The organism is Kitasatospora sp. NEAU-CNBT7, assembly GCF_057220535.1.
Genome location: NZ_JBXQQB010000040.1, coordinates 1 through 17802 on the forward strand (window position 1 = coordinate 1; position 17802 = coordinate 17802).

The window sequence follows — 17802 nt, forward strand, 5'->3', positions numbered from 1 at the left end:
TTCCCACGTGTTACTCACCCGTTCGCCACTGATCCACCCCGAAGGGCTTCACCGTTCGACTTGCATGTGTTAAGCACGCCGCCAGCGTTCGTCCTGAGCCAGGATCAAACTCTCCGTGAATGTCTGCCGGTAATCCGGCCTACACTCGCGTTGAGCGGCACGGCAACCACCGGAATAGGGCGGTCCCGCGCACTGCGTCCTCGCTAGTGTTTTGTTACTAAAGGAATCTCCAACCGATCCGAACGGACCGGCCGGGGATGTCAACATATCTGGCGTTGACTTTTGGCACGCTGTTGAGTTCTCAAGGAACGGACGCTTCCTTCGGACCGCCTTCCAGCGGGCCCTCCGGGCGCTTCGTTCTTTCGTGTTCCGAGCTTATCAGATGTTTTCCGCTCCGTTTTCCGGAGTTTCATTCGATCGGATTTCGCTCGATTTCGGCCTTTCGGCGCTCCCGAACTCTAGCAGAGTTTCTCGGGCTGTTTTCCCGGGCTCCGATTCGAATTCATCTCCGAACCCGACGACCGCGGGGCAACTCGGAGAACACTACGCTCCGAGCTGCCCCGCGTCAAACCGGGTCGTGCAGGCCCCGCGGGGCCGGCCGTCAGACCTCGACGACCACCGGGAGGATCATCGGCCGGCGGCGGTAGTTGTCCGCCACCCACTTGCCGATGGTCCGCCGGACCAGCTGCTGCACCTGCCGGACCTCCAGCACGCCGTCGCTGGCGGAGCGGCTGAGCGCCTCCTCCAGCTTGGCCACGACCGGGCCGAAGGCGTTGTCCTCGATGCCGGAGCCGCGGGCCTGGATGGTCGGGCCGCTCACCATCTTGCCGTTGGTGGAGTCGACCACCACGAAGACGGAGATGAAGCCCTCCTCGCCGAGGATGCGGCGGTCCTTGAGCGAGGCCTCGGTGACATCGCCGACCGAGGAGCCGTCGACGTAGACGTACCCGGCCTGGACCTTGCCGACGATCTTCGCGACGCCGTTCTCCAGGTCGACGCAGACGCCGTCCTCGGCGATGACCGTGCGCTCCTTCGGCACACCGGTCTTGATGCCGAGGTCCGCGCAGGCCCGAAGGTGGCGCCACTCGCCGTGGACCGGCATCAGGTTGCGCGGCTTGCAGATGTTGAAGAAGTACAGCAGCTCGCCGGAGGAGGCGTGGCCCGAGACGTGGACCTTCGCGTTGCCCTTGTGGACGACGTTGGCGCCCCAGCGCGTCAGGCCGTTGATCACGCGGTAGATCGCGGTCTCGTTGCCCGGGATCAGCGAGGAGGCGAGGACGACGGTGTCGCCCTCGACGATCCGGATCTGGTGGTCCCGGTTGGCCATCCGCGACAGCGCCGCCATCGGCTCGCCCTGGGAGCCGGTGCAGACCAGCACCACCTTGTCCGCGGGCAGGTCGTCCAGCGTCTTGACGTCGACGATCAGGTTGCCCGGGACCTTCAGGTAGCCGAGGTCGCGGGCGATGCCCATGTTGCGGACCATCGAGCGGCCGACGAAGGCGACCTTGCGCTTGTGCTCGTGCGCGGCGTCCAGCACCTGCTGGATGCGGTGCACGTGGCTGGCGAACGAGGCCACGATGATGCGCTTCTCGGCGCTGGCGAAGACGTTGCGCAGCGCGGCGGAGATGTCGCGCTCGTGCGGGATGAAGCCGGGGACCTCGGCGTTGGTGGAGTCCACCAGCAGCAGGTCCATGCCCTCCTCGGCCAGCTTGGCGAAGGCCGGCAGGTCGGTCAGGCGGCCGTCCAGCGGCAGCTGGTCCATCTTGAAGTCACCGGTGGCGACGACCATGCCGGCCGGGGTGCGCACGGCGACGGCCAGCGCGTCCGGGATGGAGTGGTTGACGGCGATGAACTCGCAGTCGAAGGGGCCGATGCGCTCGCGCTCGCCCTCCGCCACCTCGAGCACGTACGGGCGGATCCGGTGCTCGGCGAGCTTGGCCTCGATCAGGGCGAGGGTGAGCTTGGAGCCGATCAGCGGGATGTCCGGGTTCTCCCGGAGCAGGTACGGCACGGCGCCGATGTGGTCCTCGTGCCCGTGGGTGAGGATGATGCCGTCGACCTTGTCGAGGCGGTCCCGGATGTAGCTGAAGTCCGGCAGGATCAGGTCGATGCCGGGCTGCTCGTCCTCGGGGAACAGGACACCGCAGTCGATGATCAGGATGCGGTCGCCGTACTCGAGGACCGTCATGTTGCGGCCGATCTCGCCGAGGCCGCCGAGCGGGGTGATGCGCAGGGCGCCCTTCTTGAGGGCGGGGGGTGCGCCGAGTTCGGGGTGCGGGTGGCTCAAAAGACTCTCCTCACGACGCACGCCATATGCCCGGGTCCGCCCCTGGCGACATATGGCGTGCGTCCATCGTTGGTTTCCTCATTGCTAGGCATCTGTGCCTTCGCGCCTTCGTTCCGGTCCAGCGGCGGGCCTGGCGGCTCGGCGATCCGGGGGCGCGCACGTCTTCGTCTGTTACAGGTGTACCCCGCCGGCGGCCAGATCCTGCCTCAGGACGGCAATCTCGTCGTCCGTGGCGGAGATCAGCGGCAGGCGGAGCGGGCCGGACGGCCGGCCCTGCAGGGTGAGCGCGGCCTTGCTGAGGATCACGCCCTGGGTACGGAACATACCGCTGAAGACCGGCAGCAGTCCCTGGTGGATGGCGAGGGCCTTGGCGGCGTCGCCGGCGGTGAAGGCCTCGATCATGGCGCGCAGCTCGGGGGTGACCACGTGGGAGACCACGCTGACCACGCCGACGGCTCCGACCGAGAGCAGCGGGAGGGTCAGTACGTCGTCGCCGGAGTACCAGGCCAGCCCGGACCGGGCGATGGCCCAGGAGGCGGCGCCGACGTCGCCCTTGGCGTCCTTGTTGGCGACGATCCTCGGGTGCTCGCCGAGCCGGACGATGGTCTCGTGGCCGAGCGGCACACCGCTGCGGCCGGGGATGTCGTACAGCATCACCGGCAGGCCGGTGGCGTCCGCGATGGCGAGGTTGTGCCGGTACAGGCCCTCCTGCGGGGGCTTGCTGTAGTACGGCGTGACCGCGAGCAGACCGTGCGCCCCGGCGGCCTCGGCCTGCCGGGCGAGCTCGACGCTGTGGTGGGTGTCGTTGGTGCCGACCCCGGCGATGACGTGGGCCCGCTCCCCCACCGCCTCCACCACGGCGCGGACCAGCTGGGCCTTCTCGGCGTCGCTGGTGGTCGGGGACTCGCCGGTGGTGCCGTTGAGCACCAGGCCGTCGTTGCCGGCGTCGACGAGGTACGCGGCGAGCTGCTGCGCCCCGTCGAGGTCGAGGGCGCCGTCCGCGGTGAACGGCGTCACCATCGCGGTCAGTACCCGGCCGAACGGCGTCTGGGGGGTGGAGGTCGGAGCCATGGGTCCAAAACTACTCGTAGGCCCCAGGGTGGCAGCCACGGCGGTCCACTGTTCGGACAGTCGCGGCTGCCGCGCGGGGGCGCAGCCGGGTCGGGAGGGCCGTCACACAGGTGGGATTCCGGTGCTGCATGCTCGGGGGTTCATGCAGCACCGGAATCCGTGTCCTGAGCGTAGGGAGCGGGGTGAAAAGCTGCAATCCGGACATGCCACGCAACCCGCCCATATGCCTATCGCCCCAGGTCAGGGGGCGACTCGGCCGTGCTTCTCGAACGCCGCATGGGTGAGCGGCATGAGCTCCGCCCACTTGGCCTCCATCTGCTCGGCGACCATCTCGATCTCGCGCTGAGGGAAGGACGGGACCTTGGCGTTCTCGGCCTTGGTGCGCAGCGAGAGGAAGTGCATCAGCGAGCGGGCGTTGCAGGTCGCGTACATCGAGGAGAACAGGCCCACCGGCAGCACGGCCCGGGCCACCTCGCGGGCCACGCCGGCGTCCAGCATCTCCTGGTAGGCGCGGTAGGAGGCCTGGTAGGCGGCCTCCATCGAGTCGGCGACCACGGCGTGCTGCTTCTCGGTGCCGTCGACGAACTCGTACCGGCCGGGGCGGCCCTCCTGGACCAGCTTGCGGTCGGCGCCGGGGACGTAGAAGACCGGCTGAAGCTCGCGGTAGCGGCCGGACTCCTCGTTGTAGGACCAGCCGCTGCGGTGGCGGTGGAACTCGCGGAAGACGAAGATCGGCGCGCTGATGAAGAAGGTCATCGAGTTGTGCTCGAACGGCGTGCCGTGGCGGTCCCGCATCAGGAAGTTGATCAGTCCGGTGGACTTCTCGGGGTCCTGCCGGAGCGCCTCCAGGGACTGCTCGCCCGCCGTCGAGACCCGGGCGGCCCAGACCACGTCGGAGTCGGCGGCGGCACTGCGGACCAGGTCCACGGTGACGTCGCTACGGAACTGCGGGACGGTGCCCAGGTCGTCGCTCACGCGAAGATCCTCCAGAGGTGGTGCAGGTCGGTGACGGGGCCAGCCTATCTAGGCCGCCGGGTTGAGCTTGATGGCGTGCTGCATGGCCTTGCGGGCGCGCGGCGTGTCGCCGGCGTCGGCGTAGGCGACGGCGAGGCGGAACCAGACCCGCCAGTCGTGCGGGGCCGCCTCGGTCTCGGCCTTGCGGCGGGCGAAGACCTCGTCGGCCGAGTCCCGGTCGATCCGGCCGCCCTGGGTGCGGCGCAGCTCGTCCACCGGGAGGCCGCCCTCGGCCTCCAGCTCCTTGGCGAGCCGCTCGCTGGCGCGGCCGAAGCGGACGGTCTGGCGCAGGAACCAGACCCCGATACCGGGGATCACGAAGGCGCAGAGGCCGAGGCCGATGCCGAGCGGCTCGCCGGTGGCGATCAGCTGGACGCCTTCCAGGACGCACATCGCCGCGACCACCAGCAGGGCGGCGGCGAGCAGGAAGAAACCGGTGCGCGAGGTCATCGGGGGCTCACAGGTCCAGGAAGTGTTCGAGGCCGAGGGTCAGGCCGGGGCGGTCCACCACGGTGCGCACGGCGAGCAGGATGCCGGGCATGAACGAGCTGTGGTGCAGCGAGTCGTGGCGCAGTGTCAGGGTCTCGCCGGCGTCGCCGAACAGCACCTCCTGGTGGGCCAGCAGGCCGCGCAGGCGTACCGCATGGACGGGGACGCCGTCGACGTCGGCGCCGCGGGCGCCGGGCAGGCCGTGGGTGGTGGGGTCGGACTGGCGGGGCAGGCCGGCCTTGTCGCGGGCCGCGGCGATCAGCTGGGCGGTGCGGGTGGCGGTGCCGGAGGGCGCGTCGGCCTTGCGGTCGTGGTGCAGCTCCACCACCTCGACGGTCTCGAAGTACTTGGCCGCCTGCTGGGCGAACTGCATGGCGAGCACGGCGCCGATGGAGAAGTTCGGCGCGATCAGCAGGCCGGTGCCGGGGCTGCGGTCGAGCTGCCCGCGGACGGTGGCCAGGCGGTCCTCGGTCCAGCCGGTGGTGCCGGTGACCACGTGGATGCCGTGGCCGAGGCAGTACTCCAGGTTGGCCATCACCGAGTCGGGGTGGGTCAGCTCGATCGCGACCTCGGCGCCCGCGGCGGTGAGCTCGGCGAGGTCGCTGCCGCGGCCCAGGGCCGCGACCAGTTCCAGGTCGGGGGCGGCCTCGACGGCCTTGACGGCCTCGGAGCCGATCCGGCCCTTGGCGCCGATCACGGCGACACGCAGCGTCATCTTGTGGGGTCCCTTCAGACCAGCAGGTCGGCGAGGTTGGCGGCGCGCTTGTTGTTGACCGGGCCGATCAGCGCGAGCGAGGGCCGGTGGGCCCCCAGCACATCACGGGCCACCGCGTGGACGTCGGCCAGGGTGACGGACGCCATCTTCTCCAGCATCTCGTCCACCGACAGGTGGTGGCCGTAGCTGATCTCGGCCTTGCCGATCCGGTTCATCAGCGAGCCGGTGTCCTCCATGCCGAGCACGGTGGAGCCGGAGAGCTGGCCGATCGCGCGGTGCAGCTCCTCCTCGGTGATGCCCTCCTCGACCACCCGGGCGAGTTCCGCGCGGCAGATCTTGAGCACCTCCTCGACCCGCTTGGGCTGGCAGCCGGCGTAGATGCCGAACAGGCCGCTGTCGGCGTAGGAGGAGGAGTACGAGTAGACCGAGTAGGCCAGTCCGCGCTTCTCGCGGACCTCCTGGAACAGCCGCGAGCTCATCCCGCCGCCGAGCGCCGCGTTGAGCACGCCCATCGCCCAGCGGCGTTCGTCGTGCCGGGGCACGCCGGGGACGCCGAGGACCAGGTGGGCCTGCTCGGTGGGGCGGTTCATGACCTCGATCCGGCCGGCCGTGCGGACCGCCTTGACGCCGCGGCGGACCTCGGCGGGGTGGCCGGCGGACTTGGCGAGGACGGGTGCGAAGGCCTTCTCGACCAGCCGGACGACCTTGGCGTGGTCGAGGTTGCCGGCGGCGGCGACCACCAGGTTCTCGGGCTTGTAGCGGCGGCGGTAGAAGCCCGCGATCTGGTCGCGGGTGAGGCCGGTGACGGTCTCCTGGGTGCCGAGGATCGGGCGGCCGAGCGGCCCGGTGCCGTAGATCACCTTGGCGAACAGGTCGTGCACCACGTCGCCCGGGTCGTCCTCGGCCATCGCCATCTCCTCGAGGATGACGCCGCGCTCGGCGTCGACGTCCTCGGGGCGGATGAGCGAGCCGGTCAGCATGTCGCAGACCACGTCGATGGCCAGCGGCAGGTCGGTGTCGAGGACCCGCGCGTAGTAGCAGGTGTTCTCCTTGGCGGTGAAGGCGTTCATCTCGCCGCCGACCGCGTCCAGCGCGGCGGAGATCTCCAGCGCGGAGCGGCGTTCGGTGCCCTTGAAGAGCAGGTGCTCCAGGTAGTGGGTGGCGCCGTTGAGGACCGGGGTCTCGTCCCGGGAGCCGACGCCGACCCAGATGCCGAAGGTCGCCGAGCGCACCGTGGGCAGGGTCTCGGTGACGACCCGCAGGCCGCCCGCGAGGACGGTGCGCCGGACGGTGCCGGCGCCGTCGACGCCCTTGAGCAGGGTCCGGGTGGTGCCGGGACGCTGCTGTGCTGCCGAGGCCTGGGCCACGGGTGGACCTCCATGAAACGTGCGGGGAAACAACAGGGTGCGGCCCGCACGCTCCGGGTGGAGCGTGCGGGCCGCGGGAGTGCTAGCGCTGCGTCACTCGGACGCGGCCTCGCCGGCCTCTTCGCCCTCGACGACCGGGATCAGCGAGAGCTTGCCGCGGGGGTCGATCTCGGCGATCTCGACCTGGACCTTGGAGCCGACCGCGAGCACGTCCTCGACGTTCTCCACGCGCTTGCCACCGGCGAGCTTGCGGATCTGCGAGATGTGCAGCAGGCCGTCCTTGCCCGGCATGAGCGAGACGAACGCGCCGAACGTCGTGGTCTTCACCACGGTGCCCAGGTAGCGCTCGCCGACCTCCGGCATGGTCGGGTTGGCGATCTGGTTGATCGTCGTACGGGCAGCCTCCGCCGAGGGACCGTCGACCGCACCGATGTAGATGGTGCCGTCGTCCTCGATGGTGATGTCCGCGCCGGTGTCCTCCTGGATCTGGTTGATCATCTTGCCCTTGGGGCCGATGACCTCACCGATCTTGTCCACCGGGATCTTGATGGTGATGATGCGCGGCGCGTTCGGCGACATCTCGTCGGGCGCGTCGATCGCCTCGTTCATCACGTCGAGGATGTGCAGACGGGCGTCCTTGGCCTGCTTCAGCGCGGCGGCCAGGACCGAGGCCGGGATGCCGTTCAGCTTGGTGTCCAGCTGGAGGGCGGTGATGAAGCCCCGGGTGCCGGCGACCTTGAAGTCCATGTCGCCGTACGCGTCCTCGGCGCCGAGGATGTCGGTGAGGGTCACGTAGTGGGTCTCACCGTCGATCTCCTGCGAGATCAGGCCCATGGCGATACCGGCGACGGCGGCCTTCAGCGGCACACCGGCGTTCAGCAGCGACATGGTGGAGGCGCAGACCGAGCCCATCGAGGTGGAGCCGTTGGAGCCCAGCGCCTCGGAGACCTGGCGGATCGCGTAGGGGAACTCCTCGCGGGTCGGCAGCACGGGCAGGATCGCCCGCTCGGCCAGCGCGCCGTGGCCGATCTCGCGGCGCTTGGGCGAGCCCACGCGGCCGGTCTCGCCGACCGAGTACGGCGGGAAGTTGTAGTTGTGCATGTAGCGGCGACGGGTCTCCGGGGAGAGCGTGTCGAGCTGCTGCTCCATGCGGAGCATGTTGAGGGTGGTGACGCCCAGGATCTGGGTCTCGCCACGCTCGAACAGGGCCGAGCCGTGCACCCGCGGGATGGCCTCGACCTCGGCGGCCAGGGTGCGGATGTCGGTGACGCCGCGGCCGTCGATGCGGACCTTGTCCTTGATGACGCGCTCGCGGACGATCTTCTTGGTCAGCGCGTTGTAGGCGGCGCCGATCTCCTTCTCGCGGCCCTCGAACTCCGGCAGGAGCTTCTCGGCGGCGATCGCCTTGATGCGGTCGATCTCGTTCTGGCGGTCCTGCTTGCCGGCGATGGTGAGCGCCTTGGCGAGCTCCGGCTTGACGGCGGCGGTCAGCGCGGCCAGGACGTCGTCCTGGTACTCCAGGAAGACCGGGAACTCGCCGGTCGGCTTGGCGGCCTGGGCGGCCAGCTGGGCCTGGGCGGCGCAGAGCACCTTGATGAACGGCTTGGCGGCCTCGAGGCCGGCGGCCACGACCTCCTCGGTCGGCGCCTCGGCGCCGCCCTCGACCAGCTTGATGGTCTTGGTGGTGGCCTCGGCCTCGACCATCATGATCGCGACGTCGCCGTCCGGCAGCGCGCGGCCGGCCACGACCATGTCGAAGACCGCGTCCTCGAGCTCGGTGTGGGTCGGGAACGCCACCCACTGGCCCTTGATCAGCGCGACCCGGACGCCGCCGATCGGACCGGAGAACGGCAGGCCGGCCAGCTGGGTGGACGCGGACGCGGCGTTGATCGCCACGACGTCGTACAGGTGGTCCGGGTTGAGCGCCATCACGGTGACGACGACCTGGATCTCGTTGCGCAGGCCCTTGACGAAGGACGGGCGCAGCGGGCGGTCGATCAGGCGGCAGGTGAGGATCGCGTCCTCGGAGGGCCGGCCCTCACGACGGAAGAACGAGCCGGGGATCCGGCCCGCGGCGTACATCCGCTCCTCGACGTCCACCGTCAGCGGGAAGAAGTCGAAGTGCTCCTTCGGCTGCTTGGAGGCGCTGGTGGCCGACAGCACCATGGTGTCGTCGTCCAGGTAGGCCACGGCGGAGCCGGCGGCCTGACGGGCCAGCCGGCCGGTCTCGAAACGGATGGTACGGGTGCCGAAGCTGCCGTTGTCGATGACGGCCTCGGCGTAGAACACGTTCTCTTCCACCTGGAAGATCTCCTCTTTCGTACGTCTCCCGAGGAGCGCCCCTGCGCTTTGCCTACCGATGGCCCGGGCAGTCTGGGCCGGTCTTCGATCGAAGCCTCCGGGCCGTCCGTTCGTCGGACTCCCGGGGGCCACTACCGAGGACCGGCGCCTGCGGCCTGCTGGTAGGTGGTCGCGTGTGGACGCTCCCCTGGTGCGGGCGGCTTCCGTTTGAAGCCAGCGGCCCGCTCGTGGTGCGGTGATGCTGCCCCGGTTCTTGCGGCGTCGTGTCGCCGTCATGACCGGGCATGCCCCTCACCTTACAAATTCACACCCTACCGATCCGGTGATTGCCACGCGTGGGGAAATACGGCGGCGTCACTGCGGCGGATGTGCCGAAGGGCGGCTCCCCCGGGAAGGGGAGCCGCCCCGCGGTGCGGTACTCAGCGAGCGCCGCCGGCGGCGCCGCGGCGGATGCCGAGGCGGTCGACCAGGGTACGGAAGCGCTCGATGTCCTTCTTGGCCAGGTACTGCAGCAGCCGGCGGCGCTGGCCGACCAGGATGAGCAGGCCACGGCGCGAGTGGTGGTCGTGCTTGTGGGTCTTGAGGTGGCCGGTCAGGTCCGCGATGCGGCGGGACAGCATGGCGACCTGGACCTCGGGAGAGCCGGTGTCGCCCTCCTTCTGGCCGAACTCGGCGATGATCTGCTTCTTGACGTCGGCGGCGAGAGCCACTGCATCTCCTTCAAAGGGTTTCGCCGAGCGATTCTGGTAGGCGACACAGAATCTGACTGAGCCCGGACTGACCAAGAGTACCAGCGCCGGTCGGCCGCCCCCGCCAAGGGGGCCGCCGACCGGCGCGGAGCTGCGGTTTCGCGGTCAGCTGGTGGCGCCGCGGACCAGGGCGTAGATGTTCAGCACCGCCAGGGCCAGCGGGACCAGCGAGATCAGCATCAGGCCGTCGATCATGTCGAGGATACGGCCCCAGAACGGGGACACCCCCTGCTTGGGCACGATCAGCGCGATGGCGGTGAGCACCGCCGCGCCGAACGCGATCGAGGCGGCCAGCCAGATGGTGCGCAGGTCGATCGCGGTCTCGCCGGACTTCAGCAGGAACAGCGGGGTGTTCAGCGACAGGCCGAGGATCAGCAGGCCGAGACCGGCGAGGCCGGCCACGGTCAGGCTGAAGACCTGGGCGGTGTAGCGGAACAGCCGGGCCCGCAGCATGGTGGAGACGCCCAGCGTCAGCGCCAGCACCTCGGCGAACGCGCCGTTGCTGAAGCCGAGCACCGCGCAGGCGCCGACGATGGTCGCGGCGCAGCCGCCGACCAGGCCGACCAGCACCTCGTGGCCGCGGCGGGCCTGGTGGGCGATCCGCTCGTACTGGACGGTCTCCGCGTGGTCGGCCTCCTCCGTGTAGGAGGTGCCGCGGGTACGGGTCTGACCGGGGGCGCTGAAGCCGACCGGGAGCCTGGCGAACCGGGCCGACAGGGCCGGCAGGAAGCCGATCACCGAGACCGCGGCGACGCCGGTGACGGCGGCGATGTGGGTGGGCGAGGTGCCCGGCAGCAGCACCGCGGCGAAGGTCGCCAGGGTGCCGGCGGCGGCCAGGAAGGAGGCCGCGACGAAGACCGAGTCCTTCTCCGGCAGCAGGCCGACCAGCAGGACCGAGACCACCAGGACGGCCACACAGCCGACCAGGAACTGCAGTCGGCCCGGGCCGTCGCCGCGGTGGGCGGCGGCGATGATGCCGGAACCGGCGATCAGGGTGTGCGGCAGGGCGCCGAGGCCGAGGGCCAGCGCGGCGTCGTGGTCGTCGTACACCCGGGCGCGCACGCCGGCGTAGGCGACCAGCACCAGGGCGGTGACGCCGGACAGGATGCCGGGCAGGCCGTACATGTCGTGGTGGGCGTCGGAGAACCAGAGCGCGAAGCCCAGCAGGACCAGCAGCACGGTGCCGCCGACCAGGCCGAAGGCCCGCATCAGGTCGGGGCTCCAGAACCGGCGGTCGGCCTCGACGGCCTTGGCGATGGCGTCCGCCACGTCGTCGTAGACCGCGGGCGGCAGCGACTCGGCGAACGGGCGCAGGCTCAGCAGGTCACCGTCGCGGACCTGCTGCGCGGCCAGCGGCAGGCCGCTGTCGAGCACGGTGCCGTCGCGGCGCACCAGGTGGAAGCCCGTGGGCGCCCCGTCCACCTGGGTCTGGCCGGACAGCCGCAGGACCTCGGGGTAGATGTCCGCGAGCGGCACGTCCTCCGGCAGTGCGACATCGATCCTGCTGTCCGGCGCCACGACCGTGACCCGGCAGAATCCGGTCGTCGCGTTTCCACTCACCGGCGCTCCCCCTCGTTGACTGTGTCGGTAAGTCAGCTAGACGCCTTGCTGGCTCCGGGCCGGCCCGGAACTGACACGATCCGGCCAAGAGTTGGCGCGGCGTTACCCTACCGCCAGCCCGGCGCGGCCCGCTCGCCGCCCCTCGCGCCGCCCGGCGGCGGACGGCAGTTGTGACTGCCCGGCAGGCGGGCGCGGCGGCGCTGACGCCCGGCCAGGCCGCCCCCGTGGCCGAACGATCCGGACCCGCCCAGTAGGATCGGCCCCTGCGCGAGGCGTACGGGGGCGGACGAACGCACGTCACCCCTGGAGCGCCTGCGGTCGGCGGAGCGGGGGCGGCGTCATCACACGGGGCGCCCTCACCCGTACGTATCCAGTTGCGTGAGGGCTGATGCCGTGGTGAGCGAGCAGTACGAGGCGGTCGCATGAGCGTGGTAACCGTCAAGCGTCCGGCGCGGGCGTATCCGCCCCCGGTCCCGGACGAGCCGGTGGAGCTGGTGGCTCCGCCAGAGCTGCCCCGCGGCGGTGGCGAGGACTGGATGATGTCCTTGCTGCCGCTGCTCGGCATGGGCGGATCGGCGGCCTTCTTCTTCTCGCCGGGCGCCCAGGGCCCGATGAAGATGATGGGTGTCCTGATGGTCGCCTCCACCGCCGGTATGGCGGTGGCGCAGATCGTCAAGGCCCGCAAGGGGGGCAATGCGGGTACCGCGGACGAGCGCCGCGACTACCTGAAGTACCTGCAGCAGATGCGCCGCCAGGTCCGCCGCACGGCGGAGCACCAGCGCGGTTCGCTGCTGTTCACCCACCCCGAGCCGGACCAGCTGTGGTCGATCGTGGCCGAGGGCCGCCGACTGTGGGAGCGAAGGCCCGGTGACGGGGACTTCGCCCAGATCAGGCTGGGGCGCGGGCCGCAGCAGCTGTCCACGCCGATCCGGGCGCCGCAGACGGCGCCGATGGACGAGCTGGAGCCGCTCGCGGCCGAGGCGATGGGCACCTTCATCAAGGCCCACGGCACCCTGCAGGACCTGCCGCTGTCGGTCTCGCTGCGCGCCTTCTACCACATCATGGTGTCCGGCGACCCGGACGCCGTGTACGGCAACGTCCGGGCGATGGTCGCCCAGTTGACGACGCTGCACTCGCCCGAGGACCTGATCGTGGCGGTCGCCGCCGCGCCCGGTGCGGTGGACGAGTGGGAGTGGGCCAAGTGGCTGCCGCACACCCAGCACCGCAAGGAGACCGACGGCGCCGGTTCGCGCCGTCTGATCGCCACCGGTCTCGGTGAGCTGGAGGAGCTGCTGGCCGACGAACTGGCCGGCCGCAAGGGCTTCTCGCGGGACACCGTGCCCTCGCCGGACCAACCGCACATCGTGGTCATCATGGACGGCGCCGCGGTGCCGCAGGACTCGGTCCTCGGCGGTGTGGAGGGTGTCCAGGGCGTCACCGTGCTGGAGGTCGTCCCCGGCGACCTGGACGAGCCCGGCGGCCACCTGATGATCACCGTCGGCAAGGACGAGCTGCTGCTGGAGGCCGCCTCGGGCGCCGCCTACTCGGGCCGGCCCGACTTCCTGTCGATCTGGCAGTCCGAGGCGCTGGCGCGCCAGCTGGCCCCGTTCCGGGTGTCGGCGGGCGGTGACGACGGTGACCCGTCGCTGGTCAGCATGGACTTCACCGAGATGATGAACACCGGCGACCCGGGCGCCTTCGACCCGGCCCGGCACTGGCGGCCGCGGCCGCTGCGGGAGAAGCTGCGGGTGCCGCTGGGCGTGGGCACCAACGGCGAGTACGTCTGGCTGGACATCAAGGAGGCCTCGCTGGAGGGGATGGGCCCGCACGGCATGTGCGTCGGCGCCACCGGTTCCGGCAAGTCCGAGGTGCTGCGCACGCTGGTGCTGGCGCTCGCGGTGACGCACTCCTCGGAGATCCTCAACTTCGTCCTCGCCGACTTCAAGGGTGGCGCCACCTTCGCGGGCATGTCGGAGATGCCGCACACCGCGGCGGTCATCACCAACCTGGAGGGCGAGGCCACCCTCATCGACCGCATGCGCGATGCGATCGAGGGTGAGATGAACCGCCGGCAGGAGCTGCTGCGCGCGGCGGGCAACTACGCCAACATCAACGAGTACGAGCGGGCCCGCGGCGCCGGTGCGGCGCTCGACCCGCTGCCCTCGCTGGTGATGATCATCGATGAGTTCTCCGAACTCCTCACCGCCAAGCCCGACTTCATCGACCTGTTCATCCAGATCGGCCGGATCGGCCGTTCGCTCGGTATGCACATGCTGCTCGCCTCGCAGCGCCTGGAGGAGGGCAAGCTCCGCGGCCTGGACACCTTCCTGTCCTACCGGCTGGGTCTGCGCACCTTCTCGGCGGCCGAGTCGCGGGCCGCGATCGGCGTGCCGGACGCCTACCACCTGCCGCCGGTCCCCGGTGTCGGGTACCTGAAGTTCGGCTCCGACGTGATGGAGCGGTTCCGGGCCGCGTACGTGTCCGGGCCGTACCGGCCGCCGGGCCAGGTGCGCAGCGTCGGCGGTACGACGGTCACCGCGCAGCCGGTGCTGTTCACCGCCTCCGAGGTGCCGGTGATCGAGCCCGTGGTGGAGGAGGTGGTCGAGGAGGTCGAGGAGATCGACGACTCGCTGCTCGACACCATGCTCGACGTGTTCGTGGCGCGGATGCTCTCCCAGGGCCCGCCGGCCCACCAGGTGTGGCTGCCCCCGCTGGAGGAGGCGCCCAGCGTCGACCAGCTGGTGCCGCCGCTGCAGGCGACCGCCGACCGCGGTCTGACCTCGCCGGAGTACGGTGCGCTCGGCCGTCTGGTGGTGCCGGTCGGCATCGTCGACAAGCCGCGCGACCAGCGCCGGGACGTGCTGTACCAGGACTACTCGGGGGCGGCCGGCCACGGTCTGATCGTCGGTGGTCCGCGGTCCGGCAAGTCGACGATGATCCGCACCATGGTGGCGGGCTTCGCGGTCACCCACACCCCGGTGGAGACCCAGTTCTACCTGCTGGACTTCGGTGGCGGCGGTTTCGGCGCGCTGGCCGACCTGCCGCACGTCGGCGGCGTGGCCGGGCGTCTGGACGTCGAGAAGGTCCGCCGCACGGTCAGCGAGGTGCACGGGGTGCTCAACCGCCGCGAGGAGCTCTTCCGGGCCAGCGGCATCGACACCATCGCCACCTACCGAACCAGGCGGGCGGCCGGCCAGCTGCCGGACGAGCAGTTCGGCGACGTCTTCCTGATGATCGACGGCTGGCTGACCTTCAAGCAGGAGTACGAGGTCCTGGAGCCGGTCATCGCCGACATCGCCCAGCGCGGTCTCGGCTACGGCGTCCACGTGATCATCACGGCGGCCCGGTACGCCGAGGTCCGCCCGGCGCTGAAGGACCTGCTGCAGAACCGCACCGAGCTGCGGCTCGGCGACTCGATGGAGTCGGAGATCGACCGCAAGGTCGCGCAGAACGTCCCGGCCGGCGCGCCCGGCCGCGGTCTGACCGCCTCCAAGCTGCACTTCCTGGGCGGTCTGCCGCGCCTGGACGGCTCGTCCTCGGTCGAGGACCTGGTGGACGGGGTCGGCGACCTGGTCGCCCAGGTCAACGCGGCCTGGGCGGGGCCGCGCGCCCCGCAGGTGCGGATGCTGCCGCAGGTGCTGGACGGCAACGCGCTGCCCAAGGGCTTCGAGCACCCCGAGCTGGGTGTGGCCTTCGGTGTGGACGAGGTCGAGCTGGCGCCGGTCTTCGTCAACTTCGAGTCCGACCCGCTGTTCATCGTCTTCGGTGAGAGCGAGTCGGGTAAGTCGGCGCTGCTGCGGATGCTGATCAAGCAGATCACCGAGCGGTACACCCCGGACCAGGCCGGCATCGTGGTCGGCGACTTCCGCCGCTCGCTGCTGGGCGTGGTGCCGCCGGAGTACCTGGTGGAGTACGCGGCCGCGGCCCCCGCCATGACGTCCATCGTCGAGATGCTGCGCGGGGCCTGCTCCCGCCGGCTCCCCGGCCCGGACGTCACGCCGGAGCAGCTGCGCAACCGCAGCTGGTACACCGGCAAGGACATGTTCGTGATCGTGGACGACTACGAGCTGGTCGCCACCGCCTCGGGCAACCCGCTGGCACCGCTGGCGGAGTTCCTGCCGTTCGCCCGCGACATCGGTCTGCGCGTGATCATCGCGCGCAGCGCCGGCGGCGCCGGCCGGGCGCTGTTCGAGCCGGTCATGCAGCGGATGCGCGAGCTGGGCGGCCAGGGCGTGCTGCTCTCCGGTGACAAGAGCGAGGGCGCGCTGCTCGGCACGGCCAAGCCGCAGCCGTTCCCGCCGGGCCGGGGCACGTTCGTGACCCGCCGGGCCACCGCCGGGAACACCGTGCAGACGGGCTGGCTGCCGGCGCCGTAGCGGCACCGGGGCGCACCGCGCGACGACGAGGGCCGGATCCCGCCAGGGGTCCGGCCCTCGTGGCATTCCGCACCGTGGACTGTGCCAGAACGTTATGGAGGTTTTTTCGCGGCGGACCTGCGGTTCCCGCACCCCCCTGAGACCTTCGAATCAATGGCACTTCTGCCAGATTTACCTTTGATTCAAGTGCCGTTCATCCGCGTTAACAAGTCGGACATAGCAGAACATTGCCGCGCGTGACCATGAAATCAGTCTCGAACGATGCAGGATGCAACGGATTCCGAAGCTGATCGGCGTTGACGCACCCGATCCCGTCGCGGTTCCATGGCGCAGCGGGAGTGACCTTGAAGACACCGGCAACGCCTCGGAGGCGATACCGCTCCCGCCCCCATCACCACCTCGGCCGATCGGACCACCCATGACCGACACGCTTCCCCCTCAGGTCGTCGCCGCCCCCGCGGCCGACCCCACCGGAGCGGGCGCGCCGAAGACGCTCACCCGTTCGATCGGCGTGGTGGGCGGCACCCTGCTGACGCTCTCCTGCGTCACGCCGGCCTCCTCCCTGTTCGTCCTGGTCCCCGACCTGTTCAACTCGCTGGGCACCGCCACTGCGATGTCGATCGCGATCGGCTCGGTGCTCTGCATCGCGGTCGCGTTCTGCTACTCGGAGCTCGGCACCCTGATCCCCAGCGCCGGCGGCGAGTACGCGATGGTGGGGACCCTGGCGGGCCGGTTCGCCGGCTGGCTGGTGTTCATCCAGTCCCTGATCGTGGTGATGATCGTGCCCTCGGTCATCGCCATCGGCACGGCCGACTACCTGGCGCCGATCATGCACGTGGACGCCCGCTGGGCGGGCGCCGCGGTGATGCTGGCGGCCACCGTGGCCGGTCTGCTGGACCTGCGGGCCAACGCCTGGATCACCGGTGTCTTCCTGGTCCTGGAGGTGATCGCGGCCGGTGTGGTGTCCGTCCTCGGCTTCGCGCACAGCGAGCGCGGCGTGGGCTCGATGCTGCACGGCGTGGTCGGCGACAGCCACGGCGGCAGCAGCGCGGTCGGCTTCGGGGCCATCCTGGCGGCGATGGGCACCGCGCTCTTCGTCACCCAGGGCTTCTCCACCGCCATCTACCTCTCCGAGGAGCTGGAGAACCCCCGCCGCAACGTCGCCCGGACCGTGCTGTGGACGCTCGCCCTGTCGGTCGTGGTGATCCTGGTGCCGGTCATCGCCATCACCATGGGCGCCCCCGACCTCGACGCCCTCACCGGCGGGGACGTCTCGGGCCTGGTGGCCGGGTGGAGCAACTCCACGGTCGGCAGCTTCATCAGCCTCTGCATCGCGCTCGCCATCATCAACGCGGGCATCGTGATGGTCATCCAGAACTCCCGGGTGCTGTTCGCCTCCGGCCGCGACAAGGCCTGGCCGGAGCCGGTCAACAAGGCCTTCGGCACCCTCAACCGGCACGGCGCCCCGTGGATCTCCACCCTCGCGGTCGGCGTCCCCGGCGCGGTGCTCTGCTTCGTCCCCAACGGCCTGCTGACCAACATCACCGGGGTCGCCGTCGCGGCGCTCTACCTGCTGGTCGCCTTCGCCGCGCTGTTCTCCCGCCGCGGCGCCCACAAGGACGCCCCCGCCTGGCGCCAGCCGCTGTGGCCGGTCCTGCCGGCCCTGCTGATCCTGGTGCTGCTCTACGTGCTGACCAAGCTCGACCACACCGCGCTGTGGTGGACCGGCGGCCTCACCGCCGCGGCCGCCCTCTACTGGCTGCTGTACCTGCGGCCGCGGCAGGACAGCCGCTGGGTGATCACCCTGCCCGAGGACGAGCAGGTCTGACCCGCACCACCTACGGAAGGCCGGTGGCCCCGTCCCGCGAGGGGA

11 protein-coding genes and 1 rRNA gene are annotated in these 17802 nt (G+C 70.6%); 2 read left to right on the forward strand and 10 right to left on the reverse strand.

Annotated elements, in window-relative coordinates:
* From AC2TEW_RS33660 to eccD, 10 genes are all read right to left on the reverse strand, one after another.
* Positions 1-120 (reverse strand): 16S ribosomal RNA (locus AC2TEW_RS33660); the annotation flags it as partial.
* Between the two features lie 481 nt (positions 121-601).
* Positions 602-2287, reverse strand: a complete 1686-nt coding sequence (locus tag AC2TEW_RS33665; RefSeq protein WP_484627071.1) for a ribonuclease J — start codon at positions 2285-2287, stop codon at positions 602-604.
* A 171-nt stretch (positions 2288-2458) separates the two neighbouring features.
* Complete coding sequence (gene dapA / locus AC2TEW_RS33670) at positions 2459-3358, reverse strand: 4-hydroxy-tetrahydrodipicolinate synthase (protein WP_484627072.1); 900 nt, start codon at positions 3356-3358, stop codon at positions 2459-2461.
* Between the two features lie 240 nt (positions 3359-3598).
* Positions 3599-4333 (reverse strand): FAD-dependent thymidylate synthase, encoded by a 735-nt coding sequence (gene thyX / locus AC2TEW_RS33675; RefSeq protein ID WP_484627073.1) that lies wholly within the window; start codon positions 4331-4333, stop codon positions 3599-3601.
* Positions 4334-4381: 48 nt separating this feature from the next.
* Positions 4382-4822 (reverse strand): tetratricopeptide repeat protein, encoded by a 441-nt coding sequence (locus AC2TEW_RS33680; protein WP_484627074.1) that lies wholly within the window; start codon positions 4820-4822, stop codon positions 4382-4384.
* Positions 4823-4829: 7 nt separating this feature from the next.
* Entirely contained in the window at positions 4830-5576 is a 747-nt protein-coding gene (gene dapB / locus AC2TEW_RS33685) for a 4-hydroxy-tetrahydrodipicolinate reductase (protein WP_484627075.1), read from the reverse strand.
* Between the two features lie 14 nt (positions 5577-5590).
* Positions 5591-6943: a M16 family metallopeptidase gene (locus AC2TEW_RS33690; RefSeq protein WP_484627076.1), complete on the reverse strand. Its 1353-nt coding sequence runs from the start codon at positions 6941-6943 to the stop codon at positions 5591-5593.
* A 93-nt stretch (positions 6944-7036) separates the two neighbouring features.
* A complete protein-coding gene (locus AC2TEW_RS33695; RefSeq protein ID WP_033817662.1) occupies positions 7037-9244 on the reverse strand; it encodes a polyribonucleotide nucleotidyltransferase in 2208 nt (735 codons plus the stop codon).
* Positions 9245-9663: 419 nt separating this feature from the next.
* The gene (gene rpsO / locus AC2TEW_RS33700; protein ID WP_033817663.1) at positions 9664-9954 is read right to left on the reverse strand and encodes a 30S ribosomal protein S15; all 291 of its coding nucleotides are present in this window, start codon (positions 9952-9954) and stop codon (positions 9664-9666) included.
* A 144-nt stretch (positions 9955-10098) separates the two neighbouring features.
* Entirely contained in the window at positions 10099-11553 is a 1455-nt protein-coding gene (gene eccD / locus AC2TEW_RS33705; protein WP_484627077.1) for a type VII secretion integral membrane protein EccD, read from the reverse strand.
* A gap of 422 nt (positions 11554-11975) precedes the next feature.
* Between eccD and eccCa the strand changes: the two genes are divergently transcribed.
* Together eccCa and AC2TEW_RS33715 are read left to right on the forward strand one after the other, a co-directional pair.
* Entirely contained in the window at positions 11976-15929 is a 3954-nt protein-coding gene (gene eccCa, locus AC2TEW_RS33710) for a type VII secretion protein EccCa (RefSeq protein ID WP_484627078.1), read from the forward strand.
* Between the two features lie 418 nt (positions 15930-16347).
* On the forward strand, positions 16348-17757 hold the full coding sequence (locus tag AC2TEW_RS33715) for an APC family permease (protein ID WP_484627079.1): 1410 nt from the start codon (positions 16348-16350) through the stop codon (positions 17755-17757).
* Positions 17758-17802: the final 45 nt, after the last annotated feature.